General features: G+C 67.3%; 17 protein-coding genes. 14 read left to right on the top strand and 3 right to left on the bottom strand.

Features of this window, described 5'->3' with window-relative positions; genetic code table 11:
* Window positions 1-97: 97 nt before the first annotated feature.
* Genes AB4083_RS20065 through AB4083_RS20035 form a run of 7 tightly spaced genes read left to right on the top strand, consistent with a single transcriptional unit; the run spans window position 98 to window position 4,484 of the window.
* Complete coding sequence (locus AB4083_RS20065; RefSeq protein ID WP_441610276.1) at window positions 98-1,207, top strand: flagellar hook-basal body complex protein; 1,110 nt, start codon at window positions 98-100, stop codon at window positions 1,205-1,207.
* A gap of 13 nt (window positions 1,208-1,220) precedes the next feature.
* The gene (locus AB4083_RS20060; RefSeq protein WP_441610275.1) at window positions 1,221-1,940 is read left to right on the top strand and encodes a FliM/FliN family flagellar motor C-terminal domain-containing protein; all 720 of its coding nucleotides are present in this window, start codon (window positions 1,221-1,223) and stop codon (window positions 1,938-1,940) included.
* Window positions 1,937-2,254: a FliM/FliN family flagellar motor switch protein gene (locus AB4083_RS20055; RefSeq protein WP_441610274.1), complete on the top strand. Its 318-nt coding sequence runs from the start codon at window positions 1,937-1,939 to the stop codon at window positions 2,252-2,254. The genes AB4083_RS20060 and AB4083_RS20055 overlap by 4 nt, the downstream gene beginning before the upstream one ends.
* A gap of 22 nt (window positions 2,255-2,276) precedes the next feature.
* On the top strand, window positions 2,277-2,636 hold the full coding sequence (locus tag AB4083_RS20050; RefSeq protein ID WP_441610273.1) for a hypothetical protein: 360 nt from the start codon (window positions 2,277-2,279) through the stop codon (window positions 2,634-2,636).
* Window positions 2,633-3,385, top strand: coding sequence for a flagellar type III secretion system pore protein FliP (gene fliP / locus AB4083_RS20045; RefSeq protein ID WP_441610272.1), 753 nt, complete (start codon window positions 2,633-2,635; stop codon window positions 3,383-3,385). Before AB4083_RS20050 ends, fliP begins: the two co-directional genes overlap by 4 nt.
* 1 nt (window position 3,386) lies before the next feature.
* Window positions 3,387-4,106 carry a sigma-70 family RNA polymerase sigma factor gene (locus tag AB4083_RS20040; protein WP_441610271.1) on the top strand — a complete coding sequence of 240 codons (720 nt, stop codon included), beginning with the start codon at window positions 3,387-3,389 and terminating at the stop codon, window positions 4,104-4,106.
* A gap of 33 nt (window positions 4,107-4,139) precedes the next feature.
* Window positions 4,140-4,484 (top strand): hypothetical protein, encoded by a 345-nt coding sequence (locus tag AB4083_RS20035; protein ID WP_441610270.1) that lies wholly within the window; start codon window positions 4,140-4,142, stop codon window positions 4,482-4,484.
* Window positions 4,485-4,490: 6 nt separating this feature from the next.
* On the opposite strand, the gene AB4083_RS20030 is transcribed toward AB4083_RS20035, so the two are convergent.
* Both AB4083_RS20030 and AB4083_RS20025 read right to left on the bottom strand, forming a co-directional pair.
* Window positions 4,491-5,510 carry a DUF535 family protein gene (locus AB4083_RS20030; protein ID WP_441610269.1) on the bottom strand — a complete coding sequence of 340 codons (1,020 nt, stop codon included), beginning with the start codon at window positions 5,508-5,510 and terminating at the stop codon, window positions 4,491-4,493.
* Window positions 5,511-5,665: 155 nt separating this feature from the next.
* Window positions 5,666-6,043, bottom strand: coding sequence for a hypothetical protein (locus AB4083_RS20025; protein WP_441610268.1), 378 nt, complete (start codon window positions 6,041-6,043; stop codon window positions 5,666-5,668).
* A gap of 184 nt (window positions 6,044-6,227) precedes the next feature.
* On the opposite strand from AB4083_RS20025, the gene AB4083_RS20020 reads away from it, so the two are divergent.
* From AB4083_RS20020 to AB4083_RS19990, 7 genes are all read left to right on the top strand, one after another.
* The gene (locus AB4083_RS20020) at window positions 6,228-8,111 is read left to right on the top strand and encodes a PAS domain S-box protein (RefSeq protein WP_441610267.1); all 1,884 of its coding nucleotides are present in this window, start codon (window positions 6,228-6,230) and stop codon (window positions 8,109-8,111) included.
* 220 nt (window positions 8,112-8,331) lie between these two features.
* Window positions 8,332-10,623 carry a TonB-dependent hemoglobin/transferrin/lactoferrin family receptor gene (locus AB4083_RS20015; RefSeq protein ID WP_441610266.1) on the top strand — a complete coding sequence of 764 codons (2,292 nt, stop codon included), beginning with the start codon at window positions 8,332-8,334 and terminating at the stop codon, window positions 10,621-10,623.
* A 14-nt stretch (window positions 10,624-10,637) separates the two neighbouring features.
* Window positions 10,638-11,723: a hemin-degrading factor gene (locus AB4083_RS20010; RefSeq protein ID WP_441610265.1), complete on the top strand. Its 1,086-nt coding sequence runs from the start codon at window positions 10,638-10,640 to the stop codon at window positions 11,721-11,723.
* Window positions 11,716-12,567 carry a heme/hemin ABC transporter substrate-binding protein gene (locus AB4083_RS20005; RefSeq protein WP_441610264.1) on the top strand — a complete coding sequence of 284 codons (852 nt, stop codon included), beginning with the start codon at window positions 11,716-11,718 and terminating at the stop codon, window positions 12,565-12,567. Before AB4083_RS20010 ends, AB4083_RS20005 begins: the two co-directional genes overlap by 8 nt.
* On the top strand, window positions 12,564-13,622 hold the full coding sequence (locus tag AB4083_RS20000; protein ID WP_441610263.1) for a FecCD family ABC transporter permease: 1,059 nt from the start codon (window positions 12,564-12,566) through the stop codon (window positions 13,620-13,622). Before AB4083_RS20005 ends, AB4083_RS20000 begins: the two co-directional genes overlap by 4 nt.
* A complete protein-coding gene (locus AB4083_RS19995; RefSeq protein ID WP_441610262.1) occupies window positions 13,619-14,440 on the top strand; it encodes a heme ABC transporter ATP-binding protein in 822 nt (273 codons plus the stop codon). Before AB4083_RS20000 ends, AB4083_RS19995 begins: the two co-directional genes overlap by 4 nt.
* A gap of 74 nt (window positions 14,441-14,514) precedes the next feature.
* Window positions 14,515-14,850, top strand: a complete 336-nt coding sequence (locus AB4083_RS19990) for a hypothetical protein (protein WP_441610261.1) — start codon at window positions 14,515-14,517, stop codon at window positions 14,848-14,850.
* A 101-nt stretch (window positions 14,851-14,951) separates the two neighbouring features.
* On the opposite strand, the gene AB4083_RS19985 is transcribed toward AB4083_RS19990, so the two are convergent.
* A complete protein-coding gene (locus AB4083_RS19985; protein ID WP_441610260.1) occupies window positions 14,952-15,518 on the bottom strand; it encodes a dihydrofolate reductase family protein in 567 nt (188 codons plus the stop codon).
* Window positions 15,519-15,612 lie beyond the last annotated feature (94 nt).

Below are 15,612 nucleotides of genomic sequence, written 5' to 3'. Positions count from 1 at the left end.
AACGAGATCTTCGGGCTTCTGATAGTTGGCTAACAGACTGCTAAGCAGCTCGTCGGGCACTTCGTGTTTGCGTGGACTCATGGTGTCTCCGGGTCAGATGGCAGTTTCCTGCCAATGCCCCGTTTACACAAAATCTAGGATAGGCCCCGGCCAGAGCGCGTTCTTCGAGAACGCCGGCGATGGCATCGGCAGCCGCCTGTCGCAGGACGTGACCGACCTGGGCCAGGGCGATACGCAGCAGACCGGCACCAGTACCGATGCCGCGATCCAGGGCAAGGGTCTGTTCGTGCTGCGCGACGACAACGGCAAGTTGTTCTATACGCGCGGCGGCCATTTCCGTTTCGACGACGGCGGCTATCTGATCGACGACGTGACCGGCTACCGCGTCGCCGCGCTGGACGCTGCTGGCGGCCTGACGGATTTCACCATCAAGGATCTGCAGACACTGCCGCCGCAGGCCACCACTTCGGTCAATTTCAGCGGCAACCTGTCGCCCAACGACACCACCCAGCAGGTCACCGGCCTGCAGGTATATGACGCCTCCGGCGGCCTGCACACGCTGACCGTCACGCTGACCAACAACAAGACCGTCACTGCCAACGACTGGCTGGTCTCGGTCAAGGAAGGCAGCAATGTGGTCGGCAGCGGTGAGTTGCGTTTCGACACCAGCGGCACGCCGACACCGGGCTTCAGCAGTTTCAACGTCACCATCAGCGGCAATGGTGCGAGCCAGCAGGTGACGTTCAATGCGGGTACGCCGGGCGGGTTCTCGGGCGCGACGCAGATCACGGGCGCGAGTTCCAATATCGGCGCGCATGCCGTGGACGGACATGCCGTGGTCGGCATGTCGCAGGTGAGCTTCGACGCCGCCGGCCTGCTGCAGATCACCTACTCGGACAACGAGAAGAAGACCGGGCCGCAGCTGGCCCTGGCCGAAGTGGCGGACGAGCAGTTGCTGCAGATGGGCCCCGGCGCGCTCTATACCGCCGGGCCCGATGTGAAGCTCAACTACGGCAAGGCGACGTCCGGCCATCTGGGCAAGATCCTTGGCGGCAGCCTGGAACAGTCCAATGTCGACCTCACCCGCGAGCTGACCGAAATGATCATCGTGCAGCGCGGCTACCAGGCCAGTTCGCGCGTGCTCACCGTGACCGACAGCATGCTGCAGCAGCTGTATTCCAGCACCGGAGGCGGCGGTGGCGGCTAAGGCGTTCGGATGGATGGGCGAGACGCGCCGCCGCGCTGTCGCGGCGAAGGCGGGCGCCATCGTGCAGGCGTGGTGGGATGCCTGGGCCATGAGCTCGGCGCAGGTGGCTGCCGATGGCGGTATCGATGTGGTGCCCGATGGAGTGTGCCGGCAGGTCGAGGGCCGCGGCGTGGTGTTCTGCATCGATGGCGATCTGGTCGGCTCGTTGACCGGTCTTGCTGCTGATCAGGGTGGCGAGCTGGCGGCTCATCTGGAGCGTTCCGCGCTGGTGGATCTGGCGCGTCGCATGACCGGTGTCGACAAGCTCGATCGTTCCAGCCTGCGCGATATCGAAGAGGTGCCGGACACGCTGGCCGACCCGCGCTGGGGCGGCTGCGCGCTCGTGCTCGGTGTGGGCGGACTGCGGCTGCGGCTCTGGCTGGACCGCCGCGCCGCCGCGCATTGGGCGCCTTCGCCCGCATCGCGCGCGACGCCGCTGGTGGCGCGGATCGAAGCGATCGCGCCCGCGTCCGCGCGGTTGTGCGCTTCGCTCGATCTGGGCGAGATCGCGCTGGACGAACTGCAAGGCCTGGCGCCGGGCGATGTGATCGCCACGCTGGCGCCGCTGTCCCGTCCGCTGGATATCACCGTGGCCGGCATCGACCGGCCGCTCTATCAAGGACAGCTCGGCGAACGCGACGGACGTCGCGCCTTGCGCCTTGCGTCCACCGAACATCTGGAGTCCACGCCATGAATTCTGTACTGGTCGAACCCCTCGCGTTGCCGCCGCTTGCCGATGCCGAGGCGGCTGGCGATAGCGCCACTGCGCGCGCTGCTGCGCCTGATCTGAACCTGGTAGGTCACGTCAAAGTGCGCCTCACCGCCGTATTGGGCGAGACGGAAGTGAGCCTGGCCGAGCTGTTCGAGCTGAAGGCGGGCAAGGTGCTCACGCTGGGGCAGGGGCTGGAAGAGCCGGTGACCCTGCAGCTCAACGGCAAGCCGGTGGCTACCGCGCAGCTGGTGGCGGTGGGCGATCACTTCGGCGTGCAGATCGTGCAGGTGCTGTAAGCCCATGCATGTGGATGCCGCCATGCCGGCGGTCGCGGCTTCGGTCGCGCCGGCCACGCCGATTCCCTTCAGCCGGGAGCCTGCGCCTGCCGCTTCGGGCGGCACCAGTCTGCTGGTTGCCGCGCTGTTGCTGGGTGCGGCTTTTGCCGCGCTGTGGGTGCTCAAGCGCCGCGGCTGGAATGGCGCTGCGCTGGCGAAAGGGCCGCGTATGCCGCCTTCTGGCGTAAGCGTGGCGCAACGCCTGCGTCTGGGGCCGGGTTGTTCGGCCTACGTGCTGCACGATGGCGACGAGCGGCTGCTGGTGGTGGAAGCGCGCAGCGGCGTGCAGGTTACCGCGCTGCGTCCGCTCGAACGGCCGGCGAACGAGGGAGAGTTTCGATGAAGGGTCGGTGGCAGCGCCATGCGTGGCTGGCCGGCGCGGCGGTGCTTGGCGTCGCGTTCTGCCTGCCGGCGGCTGCGGCGATGGATCCCTTGCGCGATGCGGTGAACCAGAACAGCGCCGATCTCGCGCCGGCGCTGCGGCAGGTGGCGGTGCTCACGGCACTGTCGCTGCTGCCCGCGCTGTTGATCGCGATGACGTCGTTTACCCGTATCGTGATCGTGCTGTCGATGCTGCGCACGGCGCTCGGCCTGCAGCAGACGCCTCCGAATGCAGTGGTGATCACGCTGTCGCTGTTCCTCACCTTGTTCTCGATGATGCCGGTGCTGCAATCGGCCAAGGACCACGCGCTGGACCCGTGGCTGGCCAACGGCATCAGCACGGAAACCGCGGTGACGCAGGGCTTCCAGCCGTTCAAGGAATTCATGATACGGCAGACCCGCGAAAGCGATCTGCGCGCGGTGGTGGACATGGCCGGCGCGGCGCAGCCGAAGTCGCTGGTGGACGTGCAGGCGCTGCATCTGATTCCGGCCTTCATGCTGAGCGAGCTGCGCACGGCGTTCCAGATCGGTTTCGTGATCTTCCTTCCGTTCTTGCTGATCGATCTGGTGGTGGCCGCGATCCTGATGGCGCTCGGCATGATCATGGTGCCGCCGGCCACGGTGAGCCTGCCGTTGAAGGTCTTGCTGTTCCTGCTGATCAACGGCTGGGTGCTGGTGGCGCAGGCCTTGCTGGGAAGCTACAGGTACTGAAATGGCCGCCATGCCGTATCCAGCGGAACAGCAGGCTGCCGATCCCGGGGCCGAGCTATGGGCGCGCTGGTGCGTTTCCGGCGACCTGAAAGCACGCGAAGCCTTGCTCGCGCATTACGTCGGCTGGGCGCGCAAGCTGGCGCGCGCGGTGTTCATGCGGGTGCGCGGGCGCAGCGCAGACTGGCCGGACTATGTGCAGAACGCTTCGATCGGCTTGATCGAGGCGATCGACGCTTTCGACTATCTGCGCGGCGTGCCATTCGAGGCCTATGCCCGGCAACGCGTGCGCGGCGCCGTGTTCAACGGGCTGCGGGCGCTGGCGGCAACCCATGAGGTACGCGAACTGGTGCGCGTCGACAGCGTGGATTCCCTGCTGGAAGATGCCGACGGCGATCCGGTGGAGCGCCTGGTGCGCCTGGTCACCTCACTCGGCGCCGGTTACGCTTTGTCAGTCCCGCTCGAACCCGAGCACACCAGCGTGCCCACGCCTTATGACGAAGCGGTGCGGCACCAGTTGGGTGAGCGCATCCATCGCCACCTCGCGCGCCTGCCCGAACGGGAGCGCCTGATATTGCAGCTGCACTATCTGCAGCACATGGCCTTCGTCGAGATCGCCCTGGCGCTGGCTCTGACCAAGGGGCGGATTTCCCAGCTGCATCGGCAGGGGCTTGAACGGTTAAGATCGCTCATGCAGGCGGATGCCTGGCAATTCGTGCTCTAGCTGCCGGCTTGATCGGCCCAACCAGGTCTTTCGATGGATCGCATACGCCCCACCCAGACGTCCGCCTTGATCGATGCGCTGCGCAAGCTTTCAAGGTCGAAAGCCGGCGCGGCGGAGACGGACGCCGGCAGCGATGCGGTGCCGGCGGATCTGCGGGCCCAATTGCGCCAGCTTTCGGTGGGCGTCGATATCGATAGCGAAGAAGGCTTGCGCACGATCCAGCCCCAGCTGTTGCGCTGCATCCTGCAGCACGAGTGGGGCCAGGGCGTGGAGGGCGATCCGGCGTTCGCCGGTGTGGTCAGCGCGGTGAACGAGGCGATGTCGCGCGATCCCCGTCTTCAAGCCGTGCTGCGCGAGGCATTGCACGCCTTGCGTTGAGACGGCTCACGCCCAGGCCCGTGGCCGCAGCGTTACCGGCGGCACCCGCGAGCCATCGCGGCGCCCGTCGGGCGACGGTTGCGAAGGCCGGCGCCAATCCAGCGCGCGCAGGAACACGGCGCGTGCTTCATCCAGGAACTGTTCGCGTTGTCGGCGCGCCGCGCGGCGCTTGCTGGGTAGCAGGCGGACGGGGCGGCGTGCGCCGAAGCGCGGGAGTTCGTGGAAGCCGTCGTCGCCGGCGATGCCGCCGTTCTCCTGCCAGAAGCTGTCGTAGTCGGACTGGATGCGCGTGGCGAATGGATGAGCCGAGTGTGCGACGCCGCGCAGGCGCTCGATGCCGTAGAGGCGCGACATTACGCGCATCAGGGTCAGCAGCAGGTTCTTCGGCCGCACGCCATGGCTGCCGCGGGTGAATTCGCGGATCGGCGCGCGTCCCAGGAAGGACCAGGAGCCTTGCATGGCGCCGATCAGCAGGCCTTCCTCGCCGCCGAAGGTAAAGATGCACGACGACAGCACTTCCTTGTTGCCGGTGACCAGATACAGCCCGAGTTCGCCCATCGCGCGCACGGCGGGTTTGCGCAGATGCAGATGGATCGGCTCGCCGTTGCGCAGGCGCAGGGTGCCGATGCGTACGTCGTGGCCGCGCAGCAGCTTGTCGCGCAGGCGCGGCGGGAAGCGGTCGAGCAGGAAGCGATAGTGCGCTTCGAGAATGCGCAGGCGTGCGGACGCGCTTAGTTCGCGCGAAACGAAGGGGGCATGCCAGCGGCTGTACAGGCCGGGATCGCTACGCACCGCCTGGCGCATTTCTTCCGAACCATCCAGGAAGCGCAGCCAGGCCAGTTGCCGCGGCAGATGGGCCAGGCTATGGCGCGCGTGGCTGAGATAGCCGTGGAGCTGGCGCGGGACGGGGGTGTAGCCCAGGTCCCAGCGGCCTTGGAACGAACGCCACAGCAATAGCGCTCCCGCGCGCGGCGCCATCGCCACGGGGGCCTCTTCCAGCCACTCTTCGCGTACCGCTGCCTTCATGACGTTTCCGGTCCAAACCACTTGAACGGAAGCCTAGACGGGTGATGACGGACTTTTTGAAATGCGCGGTGAAGGGGCTGTCAAAAAAGCAGTGAAACACCATGGCTTGGTTTCGCCGCCAGTCAGTTTGGCCGAAAAAACATGCGCCTGGCGGCTCAGGCGTCCCAACCTTCGTCGTCGAACGCCACGATATCGGTGACTTCGCCGGTGATCGCCTCGCGCAGCGGGGTCATCTGGCGATTGACTTCATGGCACCAGGGTTCCATCGATTCGCTGAGCACGCGGGCGCGGGATTGCGCCTCGACCTCGTCCAGCGGGGCGACGATGGCCTGATACAGGGCGGCCAGTTCCTCGCGCGGGACGATGGTGCCGGCCAGGCGGTGATAGTCGCTGAGGCGGGTATGCAGTTCTTCGAGGGTGCGGTAGAGCGGGGGCGGGAAGTCGTCGGGGAGGCCGCGGATGAGGGCATCGAGTGCGCCCAGGTCGAAGGCGATGAGCGGGGCGTGGACGAGGGACTGGGCTGGCGCTGGCATCGCGGGGCTCCGGAAACGAAGCGCTTATGTTCGCGCTTGGGGACGCTGAAGGGGAACCCCTTCATGCAAGTTAGCGGCATGAGATGCGGTGCTGCATGAGTCACGTCACGATCACTTTGGGGCGATTAGCGTCCGATGGCGAAGCGTTTGGCGCATACCGAAAAGCACACCTGCCGACTATCCCGTGGACGCCGTCATCGATTACGCCATCTATATGCTGGGCACCGACGCCGCCGTGCGTAGCTGGAACAAAGGGGCGGAACGCTGCGAAGGCTACGCTGCGCAGGACATCCTCGGCGCACCCTTCGACACCTTCTTCGTACACGAAGACCGCGCGCTGGGATTGCCCGCCGGAATCCTCGACCAAGCACTGGAGGATAGCCGCCACGAGACGGAGTGCTGGCAGCTGCGCAAGGATGGCAGCCGCTTCTGGGCGCATCTGACGGTCGACCCGGTCTATGGCGACGACGGCGGACAGATCGGCTTCGCCATCCTGGCGCGCGACCTCACCGCGGCCAAACTGGCCGAGGAAAACCAGCGGCGCAGCGAGGAACAGTTCCGCATCCTGGTACAGGGCGTCACCGACTACGCCATCTACCTGCTCGACCCGCAAGGCAAGGTATCGAGCTGGAATGCCGGCGCACAGCGCATCAAGGGCTATGCGCCGCGCGAAATCATCGGCAAGCATTTCTCCACCTTCTATACCGAGGAAGACCGCGCGCGCGAATTGCCGGCCAAGGGCCTGGCCACCGCCGCGCGGCTGGGCCGGTTCGAGAACGAGGGCTGGCGCCTGCGCAAGGACGGCAGCCGGTTCTGGGCGCATATCGTGATCGACCGCATCCTGGACGATCAGGGCCGGCACGTCGGCTTCGCCAAGATCACCCGCGACATCACCGTCAGGCGCGAGGCCGAGCAAGAGCTGGCGAAGACGCGCGAGGCGCTGTTCCACGCGCAGAAGATGGAAGCGGTGGGCCAGCTCACCGGTGGCGTGGCGCACGATTTCAATAATCTGCTGATGGCGATCATCGGCAACCTGGAATTGCTGACCCGCCGCCTGCAGCACGATCCATCGAGCCTGGCCCTGCTCAGCAATGCCTTGTCCGGCGCCGAGCGCGGCGCCACGCTGACCAGGCGCATGCTGGCCTTCGCGCGGCGGCAGGAGCTGAAACCCGCCGCGCTGGATCTGCGTCCGCTGGCGCGCAACCTGATGGGATTGATGGAACGTTCGCTGGGGCCACGCATCGGCGTCGACCTGGCGTTTCCGATTTCGCTGGAGCGCGTGCTGGTCGATGCCAACCAGCTCGAGCTGGCCATACTCAACCTCGTGATGAATGCGCGCGATGCGATGCCGGAGGGCGGGCGCATCACGCTCGGCGCGCAATCGGTGCAGGTCGAGCCAGGGCATGCGGTGGGCCTGGCGCCTGGCCGCTATGTCTGCCTGTCGGTGAGCGATGAAGGACAGGGCATGGATGCGACGACGCTCGAACGCGCCACCGAGCCGTTCTTCACCACCAAGGGGGTGGGCAAGGGCACTGGCCTGGGCCTGTCGATGGTGCACGGGCTGGCCGAGCAGTCCGACGGGCGGCTGGTGCTGCACAGCGAAGCGGGCCAGGGCACGCGGGCGGAAGTCTGGCTGCCGGTGGCGCCGTCGGAAACGCAAGTCGAAGCAGCGCCGTCGCCGATGGATGAGCCTTCGCGCAACGGCCAGTTGCGGGTGATGCTGGTGGACGACGATCCGCTGATCCTGGCCACCACCGCGGCGGTGCTGGAAGACATCGGTCATCTCACCTACGAGAAATCTTCCGCGAACGAAGCGCTGGAAGCGCTGTTCGGCGGCGTGGAAGTGGACCTGCTGATCACCGACCAGATGATGCCCGGCGTGCAGGGCCACCAGTTGCTGATACAGGCGCGTGCGCAATGGCCGCAGTTGCCGGCGATCCTGGCCTCGGGTTATTCGGAGACGCCGAAGGATCTGCCCGGAAGCGTGGTGCGCCTGGCCAAGCCCTATGGCCGCGCCGAGTTGATGCAGGCGATCGACAAGGCCGTGTTGATGCAGATGGCGGTCTGACGCTGCGGCATCGGCGTCTGGAATCAGTGCTCCTTCATCGCGTTTGAACGAACCCATCTGGACATCCGTTTTCCAAATGAGATAGATTCTCATTTGTGGGTGAGGGGTTCAGCCCCTCGCCACGCTTCATCCATCGGCCGCCAGCCTCAGGAACTGCAGTTCCGTTTCCTTTGCCAGCCCGCCGCGTGATTTCACGCTCAGGCAAAGGACTGGTTCGCCCATGCTTCGCATCACTCCGTTGGCCGCCATCATTGGCGCGCTGCTTGCTGTTCCCGCCGTGGCTGCCGATACGGCTGCCCTTGCCGGCGCCACCGACCTGCCGCGCGTGCAGGTCACCGCGCTGGCGCCATCGATCCAGCTCAATGTGCCCGGCACGGTGTCGACCATCGACCGCGTGCAGATGGACCGGCATCTGAATGTGTCCATCCGCGATCTGGTTCGCTACGAACCGGGGGTGTCGGCGATCGGCACCGGCGGCCGCTTTGGGCTGGACAGCTTCAATATCCGCGGCCTGTCCGGCAACCGCACGCGCATCGAGATCGACGGTGTCTCGATGCCGGCTTCGTTCGGCGCCGACGTGGCCGGCGGCAGTTTCCGCGCGGGGCGCAACTTCGTCGACCTGGATCAGCTGAAGTCGGTGGAGATCGTGCGCGGCCCGGCTTCGGTGCTGTATCCCTCCGATGCGCTGGGCGGCGTGGTCAGCCTGCGCACCAAGGATCCAGCCGATTACCTGCGCGATGGCCGCGATACCTATGTCTCGTTGAAGGAGCTCTACGACAGCAGCGATCGCAGCCTCACTTCGACGGTGACGTTGGCAGGCGGCGACAAGCGCAACGGCATTCTGTTTGTCGGCAACCATCGCGAGGGCCAGGAGCTGGCCAACCAGGGCGAGGTGGGCGGCACCGGCGCCACCCGCACGCGGCCCGATCCACGCAGCTACAGCCTGGACAGCTTCCTCGGCAAGTACGTCCACACCGCCGACAGCGGCCGCGCCGACCGCATCAGCCTGGACGGTTCGCAGACGCGCACGCGCACCGACGCCTTGTCGAGCGTAACGCCTACCGTCGGTTATTACCGCTCGCAGGACGAGAACGTGCGCATGCGCGCCACCGCCGGCCAATGGTTTCCGCAACTGGGCAGCGTGCTGGCCGATACGCTGGATTGGAATGTCTATTGGCAGAAGAGCCGTACCCGCACCAATACGCAGACCGAGACCGCGACGCTCCGGCGCTACTACCAGAGCCTGCCGCTGCAGGAGAAGGTGTTCGGCGGCAAGCTGGTGGCGGTGAAGCTGGTGGGCGAGGGCGGGCCGGTCACGCAGGCGATCAGCTATGGCGTGGAACTGTCGCGCACCGATGCGCAGTCGTACGCCGATGGCTATGGCGTCAACAAGCGCACGGGAGCGAGCGGCAGCGGCAAGCCGTTCATGCCTGGCAACTATCCGCTGCATCTGATGCCGAGCAGCGAAACGGACCGCTACTCGGCCTTCGTGCAGGACGAGATCGGCCTGCTCGGCGGCAAGCTCGAACTCACGCCGGCCGTGCGCGTGGATCGCTATGCGTACAAGCCGCAGGAGGATGCGCTGTACGCCGCCTACAACCCCGGCTACGTGCGGCAGAACTACAGCAAGACCCACGCCTCGCCCAAGCTTGGCGTGCTGTGGCATTTCAACGGCACGCTCAGTGCGTATGCCAACTACGCGCAGGGCTTTCGCCCACCGCTGTACAGCGAGATCGCCGGCGCCTGGAACGAGCAGCCGTTCCCCGGTTTCAATATCGCCTTCCTGCCCAACGAGAAGCTCAAGGCCGAAACCAGCCGCGGCCTGGAGCTGGGCCTGCGCGGCAAGGGCGAGGCGGGCTGGTTCAATGTGGCGGCGTACTACAACCGCTATCGCGACTTCATCTGGTCGGGCTACCAGCTCAAGGCCAGCCAGGTGCCGGATTGGGTGCAGGTGAATCCCGGCATGAACCTGTTCTACCAGGCGGTGAATGCGCGCAAGGCCTATATCAAAGGTGCCGAAGCCAGCGGCGCACTGCGTCTGGGCTATTTCAACGAGGCCTTGCAGGGCTGGTCGGTGCGCGGCAGCGCGGCGGTCGCCAGCGGGCGCTTGATCGCGCCGGGCGCCAGCGGCTACAGCCCGCTCAATACGGTGGACCCGGCCAAGCTGGTACTCGGTATCGCCTACGACGCCAGGCAGTGGGGCGCCGAACTGCTCGGCACCGGCGTGCGCCGGCACAGCCGGCTGGGCGATCCCAAGGCGTTCCGGCCCGGTGGCTACGCCACGCTGGATCTGTATGCGCATTACTCGCCGCTGGCCAAGGTCGAGTTGTACGCCGGCGTCACCAACCTGGCCGACCGCAAGTACTGGGACTGGGGCAGCTTGAACAGCGGCGCCCTCGGCAACCTGGTCAGCGGCAACGGGATCAACGACGCCGGCACCGCCGGTATCCCGGCCGACCGCCTCACCGTGCCCGGCCGCGCGTTCAGCGTAGCTGCGCGGATCGCGTTCTGAGAGGAGTGCCACGCATGTTGAACGAAATCACTTCCGCTTCCGTCCCGCCCTCGCTGCCGGAACTGCTCGATGCCTGGCGCCGCCTGCGCGAGGAACAACCCCAGCTGCGCGCCCGCGATCTGGCCGAACGGCTTGGCGTGAGCGAGGCCGAACTGGTCGCCAGCCGCTGCGGCGACGGTGTCACCCGCCTGCACGGCCCGTGGGCCGAACTGATTGGCGCCTTGCCGGAACTGGGCCAGGTGATGGTGCTGACCCGCAACGAGCATTGCGTGCACGAGAAGAAGGGCACGTTCGCCAACATCGAGATCGGCGGCGCGATGGGCGTGGTGCTGGACGAGGCGATCGACCTGCGCCTGTTCCTGCGCCACTGGGTGTTCGGTTTTGCCGTGCGCGAGGAATCGCGCGGACGCTGGCTGCGCAGCTTGCAGTTCTTCGATGGCGACGGGCGCGCGGTGCACAAGGTGTATCTCACCGAGCACAGCCGGCAGGATGCCTGGTCCGGCCTGGTGACACGCTTCGCCGCGCCGGTGCAGTCGCCGCTGCTGGAGCTGGTGGCGGTGGAAGAGCCGCTGCCACGGCGCCGCGACGACGAAGCGGTGGACGTCGTCTCGCTGCGCGAGCAATGGCGCCGCATGCGCGACCCGCACGACTTCTTCGCGCTGCTGAAGAAAAATGAAGTGACGCGTACCCAGGCCTTGCGCCTGGTCGGCGCCGAATTCGCGCGGCGGGTGGATGGCGCCGCGGTGCGCACGGTGCTGGACAGCGCCGCGGCGAGCGGATTGCCGATCATGGTGTTCGTCGGCTCGCCTGGCGTCGTGCAGATCCATACCGGTCCGGTACGTAACATCAAAACCGTCGGCCCCTGGCTCAACGTGCTGGACGAGGATTTCAACCTGCATCTGCGCGAGGACCGCATCGCCGAAAGCTGGATGGTGCGCAAGCCCAGCCCCGAAGGGCAGGTAACCTCGCTGGAGTTGTACGACGCCCAGGGTGGCCAGATCGTGCAGTTCTTCGGCAAGCGCAAGCCCGGCACGCCGGAGTTGGTGGCGTGGCGCGAGCTGGCCGAAGGCCTGTCCGGCGCGGAGGTATCGCATGTTTGAGCATAGCCGTTGCTGGCTCGGTGCCGTGGCGCTCGCGCTGTGCGCGCAGATGGCCGTGGCGGCCGAGGCGCCGCGCGTGGTGGCGCTTGGCGGCGACATTACAGAGACCGTGTACGCGCTGGATGCGCAGCAGGGCCTGGTCGGCGTGGACAGCACCAGCCTGTGGCCGGCGGCGGCGCGCGAACTGCCGGACGTCGGCTATGTGCGCCAGCTCGCCGCCGAAGGCGTGCTGGCCTTGCGGCCCAACCTGATCCTTGCCACCCATGATGCAGGGCCGCCGACGGTGCTGGCGCAGTTGCGCGAAGCCGGCGTGCGCATCGAGCTGATGCCGACCACGCGCACGCCCGCAGGTGTGGTGGCGAAGGTGCGCGCGATCGGGCATGCGCTGGGACGCGATGCGGCGGCCGCAGCGCTCGCGCATCGGCTCGACACGCAATATACCGAGTTGGCGAAAGCGGTTGCCGGTATGAAAAGCCACCCGCGCGTGCTGTTCCTGATGGCGACCGAAGGCAGTCCCAAGGCGGGCGGGCGCGAAACGGCCGCGGCCAGTGCCATTGCGCTGGCCGGCGGCACCCAGGTCGCGGACGACTTCACCGGCTACAAGTCGGTGTCGGCCGAAGCGCTGGTGGCGCTGGCGCCAGAGGTGATCCTGCTGATGCGCGAGCGCGCGGATGCGGCGGGCGGTGTCGATGGTGTGTTGCGCCTGCCCGGCGTGGCCTTGACGCCGGCGGGCAAGGCGCGGCGCATCGTGTTCGTCGACGGCCAGGCGCTGCTCGGTTTCGGTCCGCGCAATGCCGAGCACGAACTGCAACTGCAACGCGTACTGGCAGGCGCGCAGCCTTGAACAGCATCGCGCTGCCTCATCGCCATGCCTTGAGTGCACGTGCCTGGGCGCTGCTTGGGCTGGCGGCGCTGCTGGCTGCCGCCGCGCTCGGCGGCATGGCGGTGGGCGCGATGCCGCTGTCGGCGGCGCAGGTGCTCGGTGCACTGCTGCGCTGGCTGGATGGCATGCCGATGCAGGGCCAGGATGCGATCGTACTGAGCCTGCGCTTGCCGCGTGTGCTGATGGCCAGCCTGGTGGGCGCATCGCTCGCTTGCAGTGGCGCCACCATGCAGGGTTTGTTCCGCAACCCGCTGGTGGAACCAGGGCTGGTGGGCGTGTCGGCCGGTGCGGCGCTCGGTGCGATTGGCATGATCGTGCTCGGCGGTGCGCTGACCACGGCGCTGTCGCCCTTGCTCGGTTCGCTGGTCATCGCCGGCGCTGCTTTCGCCGGCGGCTTGCTGGCGACGTTCCTGGTGTACCTGTTCGGCAGCCGTCGCCCCGGTGTCGCCACGCTGCTGCTTGCAGGCGTAGCGATCAATGCGATCGCGATGGCCGGCGTGGGCGTGCTTACGTATCTGGCGAACGAACACCAGTTGCGCGACCTGACCTTCTGGACTCTCGGCAGCCTCGGCGGCACCAGTTGGGCGCGGCTCGGCGCGGTGGCGCCGCTGATGCTGCTGCCCCTGCTGTGGTTGCCGACGCAGGCGCGCGCCTTGAATGCCTTGCTGCTCGGCGAACGCGAGGCCAGCCTGCTCGGCTTCGAGCCGCGCCGCCTGCGACGCCGGCTGGTGGCATTGGTGGCGTTGGCTACGGGGGCGGCGGTGGCGATGTGCGGTGTGATCGGTTTTGTCGGCCTGCTGGTGCCGCATGTGCTGCGGCTGGTGTGGGGGCCGGATCATCGATGGTTGTTGCCGGGTTCGGCACTGGCCGGGGCCAGCCTGATGATCGGCGCGGATGCGGTGGCGCGCATCGCGGTCGTGCCGGCGGAGCTGCCGGTGGGCGTGATCACCGCCTTGCTCGGCGGCCCGTTCTTCCTGTGGCTGCTGTCGCGCCTGCGCGTGGGAGACATGGCATGAACCTGGCGGTGGATTGGCGCGCGGCGCCCGGTGCGGATGAGCATTGCCTGGAGGCGCACGACGTGCACCTGCATTACGGCAGCCGCCGCGTATTGCAGGCGGTGAATCTGCGCGCGCAACCGGGCCGGGTGCTGGCCCTGATCGGCCCGAACGGCGCCGGCAAGAGCAGCCTGCTCGGCGTGCTGGCCGGTTTGCTGCAGCCTTCGATGGGGGTCGCCACGCTGGATGGCGCGTCGCTGGCGCGCTGGCCCGCGGCGGCCTTGGCGCGGCGGCGCGCCATGCTGTCGCAGCGGGTGCAGCTAGGTTTCGGTTTTCGCGCCGAGGAGGTGGCCATGCTCGGGCGCAGCCCGCATGGCGCGGCTGCGCCGCGGGTGTCCGATCGCCGCATCGTCGAAGCGGCAATGCAGGCCGCCGGCACCTGGGATTTGCGCCAGCGCAATTACCTGGAGCTGTCCGGTGGCGAACAGCAACGCGTGCAACTGGCGCGGGTGCTGGCGCAGATCTGGGATTGCCGCGAGGCGCCGGGCTGGCTGTTGCTGGACGAGCCGGAGGCCGGGCTGGACATCGCCCACCAGCACGAGTTGCTTGGCCATGCGCGGCAGCTCGCGGCCAAGGGCTTCGGCGTGATCGCCGTGCTGCATGACCTCAACCTCGCCGCGCGCTATGCCGACGACGTTGCCCTGCTGGCGCAGGGGCGGCTGGTGCGCCACGGCGGCCGCGAACAGGTGCTGGATGCGCAGGTGCTGTCGAAGATCTACGGCGTGGCGCTGGCCTGCGTGCGCGATGGCGAGGGGCGGCCGCTCATCCACGCGGCGTAGTCGCGCGCCGGCCGGTCTCAGTCTTTGAGATGTGCCTCGGCGAGGCTTGCGGGCTCGTCCCCGGAGAGCCCGCCATGTCCTATGTCGACCGGATGTGCCTGCGCCTGATGGCACCCTGCCTGCTGCCGGCGCTGTGCGGCGCGCTGTTCGCCTGGGGTGCGGAAAGCCTGCTCGGCATGCCGCGCCTGGCGCGCGACATGTCGGCGCTCGATCTTCCTTCCTGTCTGATCGTCGCCGGCGGCGCGGCGAGCGTGGCCTTGTATGCGGTGCAGGCCGGGCGCTTGCTGCGCTGGCGGCGTGGGCGCGGGGTGGCCTGCTATGTCTGCGGCTGCCTGCTTGGGCGAGAGCGGGAAGGGCGCCGGGGGCCATACCGATGCTGCATGGGGTGTGGAAAGCAGCATCCGGCGTAGGAGTTTTTTCCGGCTGGTGAGGCATTCCGGCTGTGCGCCTGAAGCGCATCAACCTCGCTTTGAAAGCGGCAGCCGGAATCGTGCAGGCCCGCCGATCCGCGCTAGGCCGGCCGGTAGACGAGGGCGGTGGTGCCGGAGCGGAACACCGTCGATGCGTGCAGTTGCAGATCCAGCGGCTTGGGCACTCGCGCGAAAAGCGCCTGACCCTGCCCCAGCACCACCGGATGCACGACGAGCCGGTACTCGTCGATCAGGCCGGCCGCCGCCAGGTTCTGTGCGAATTCGACGCCGCCCTGCACCAGGATGTACTTGCCGGGCTGCTGCTTGAGCCGTGCGATTTCGGTCGCCAGGTCGCCGTTGATGATTTCGGCCTGGGGCCAGTTGCCCGAGCCTGCCGCACTCACGTCCAAAGCGCTTTGCCGCGTAAAGACCGCCTTGGGGATTTCATTCATGGGCGCGGCGAGCGGGTCGTTCGCGGTCGACCAGTAACCGGCCATGGCAAAGAATGAGCGGCTTCCCATGATGTGCAGGCCGGCCTGCCACAGCGTCTCTTCGACCCAGTTGCGGCCGCCTTCGTCGCGGCTGCGGAGCATCCAGTCCATCTCGCCATTCGGGCCGGCCACGAAGCCGTCGAGCGAGATGGACATTTTCAGAATAAGGCGTCGCATGATCGGATCTCCTCGTCAGAGCCGGGCGATCCGGCTTGTGTGGGAACGACGAATGGAGTTTCCGGGAATCGACAGGTCGCGTGGAGTTTTTCTA

Source organism: Dyella sp. 2RAB6 (genome assembly GCF_052115385.1).
In the GTDB taxonomy this organism is placed as follows: domain Bacteria; phylum Pseudomonadota; class Gammaproteobacteria; order Xanthomonadales; family Rhodanobacteraceae; genus Dyella_D.
Note: the sequence above shows the minus strand (reverse complement) of the source record. Positions and strands in the feature narration are given on the sequence as shown.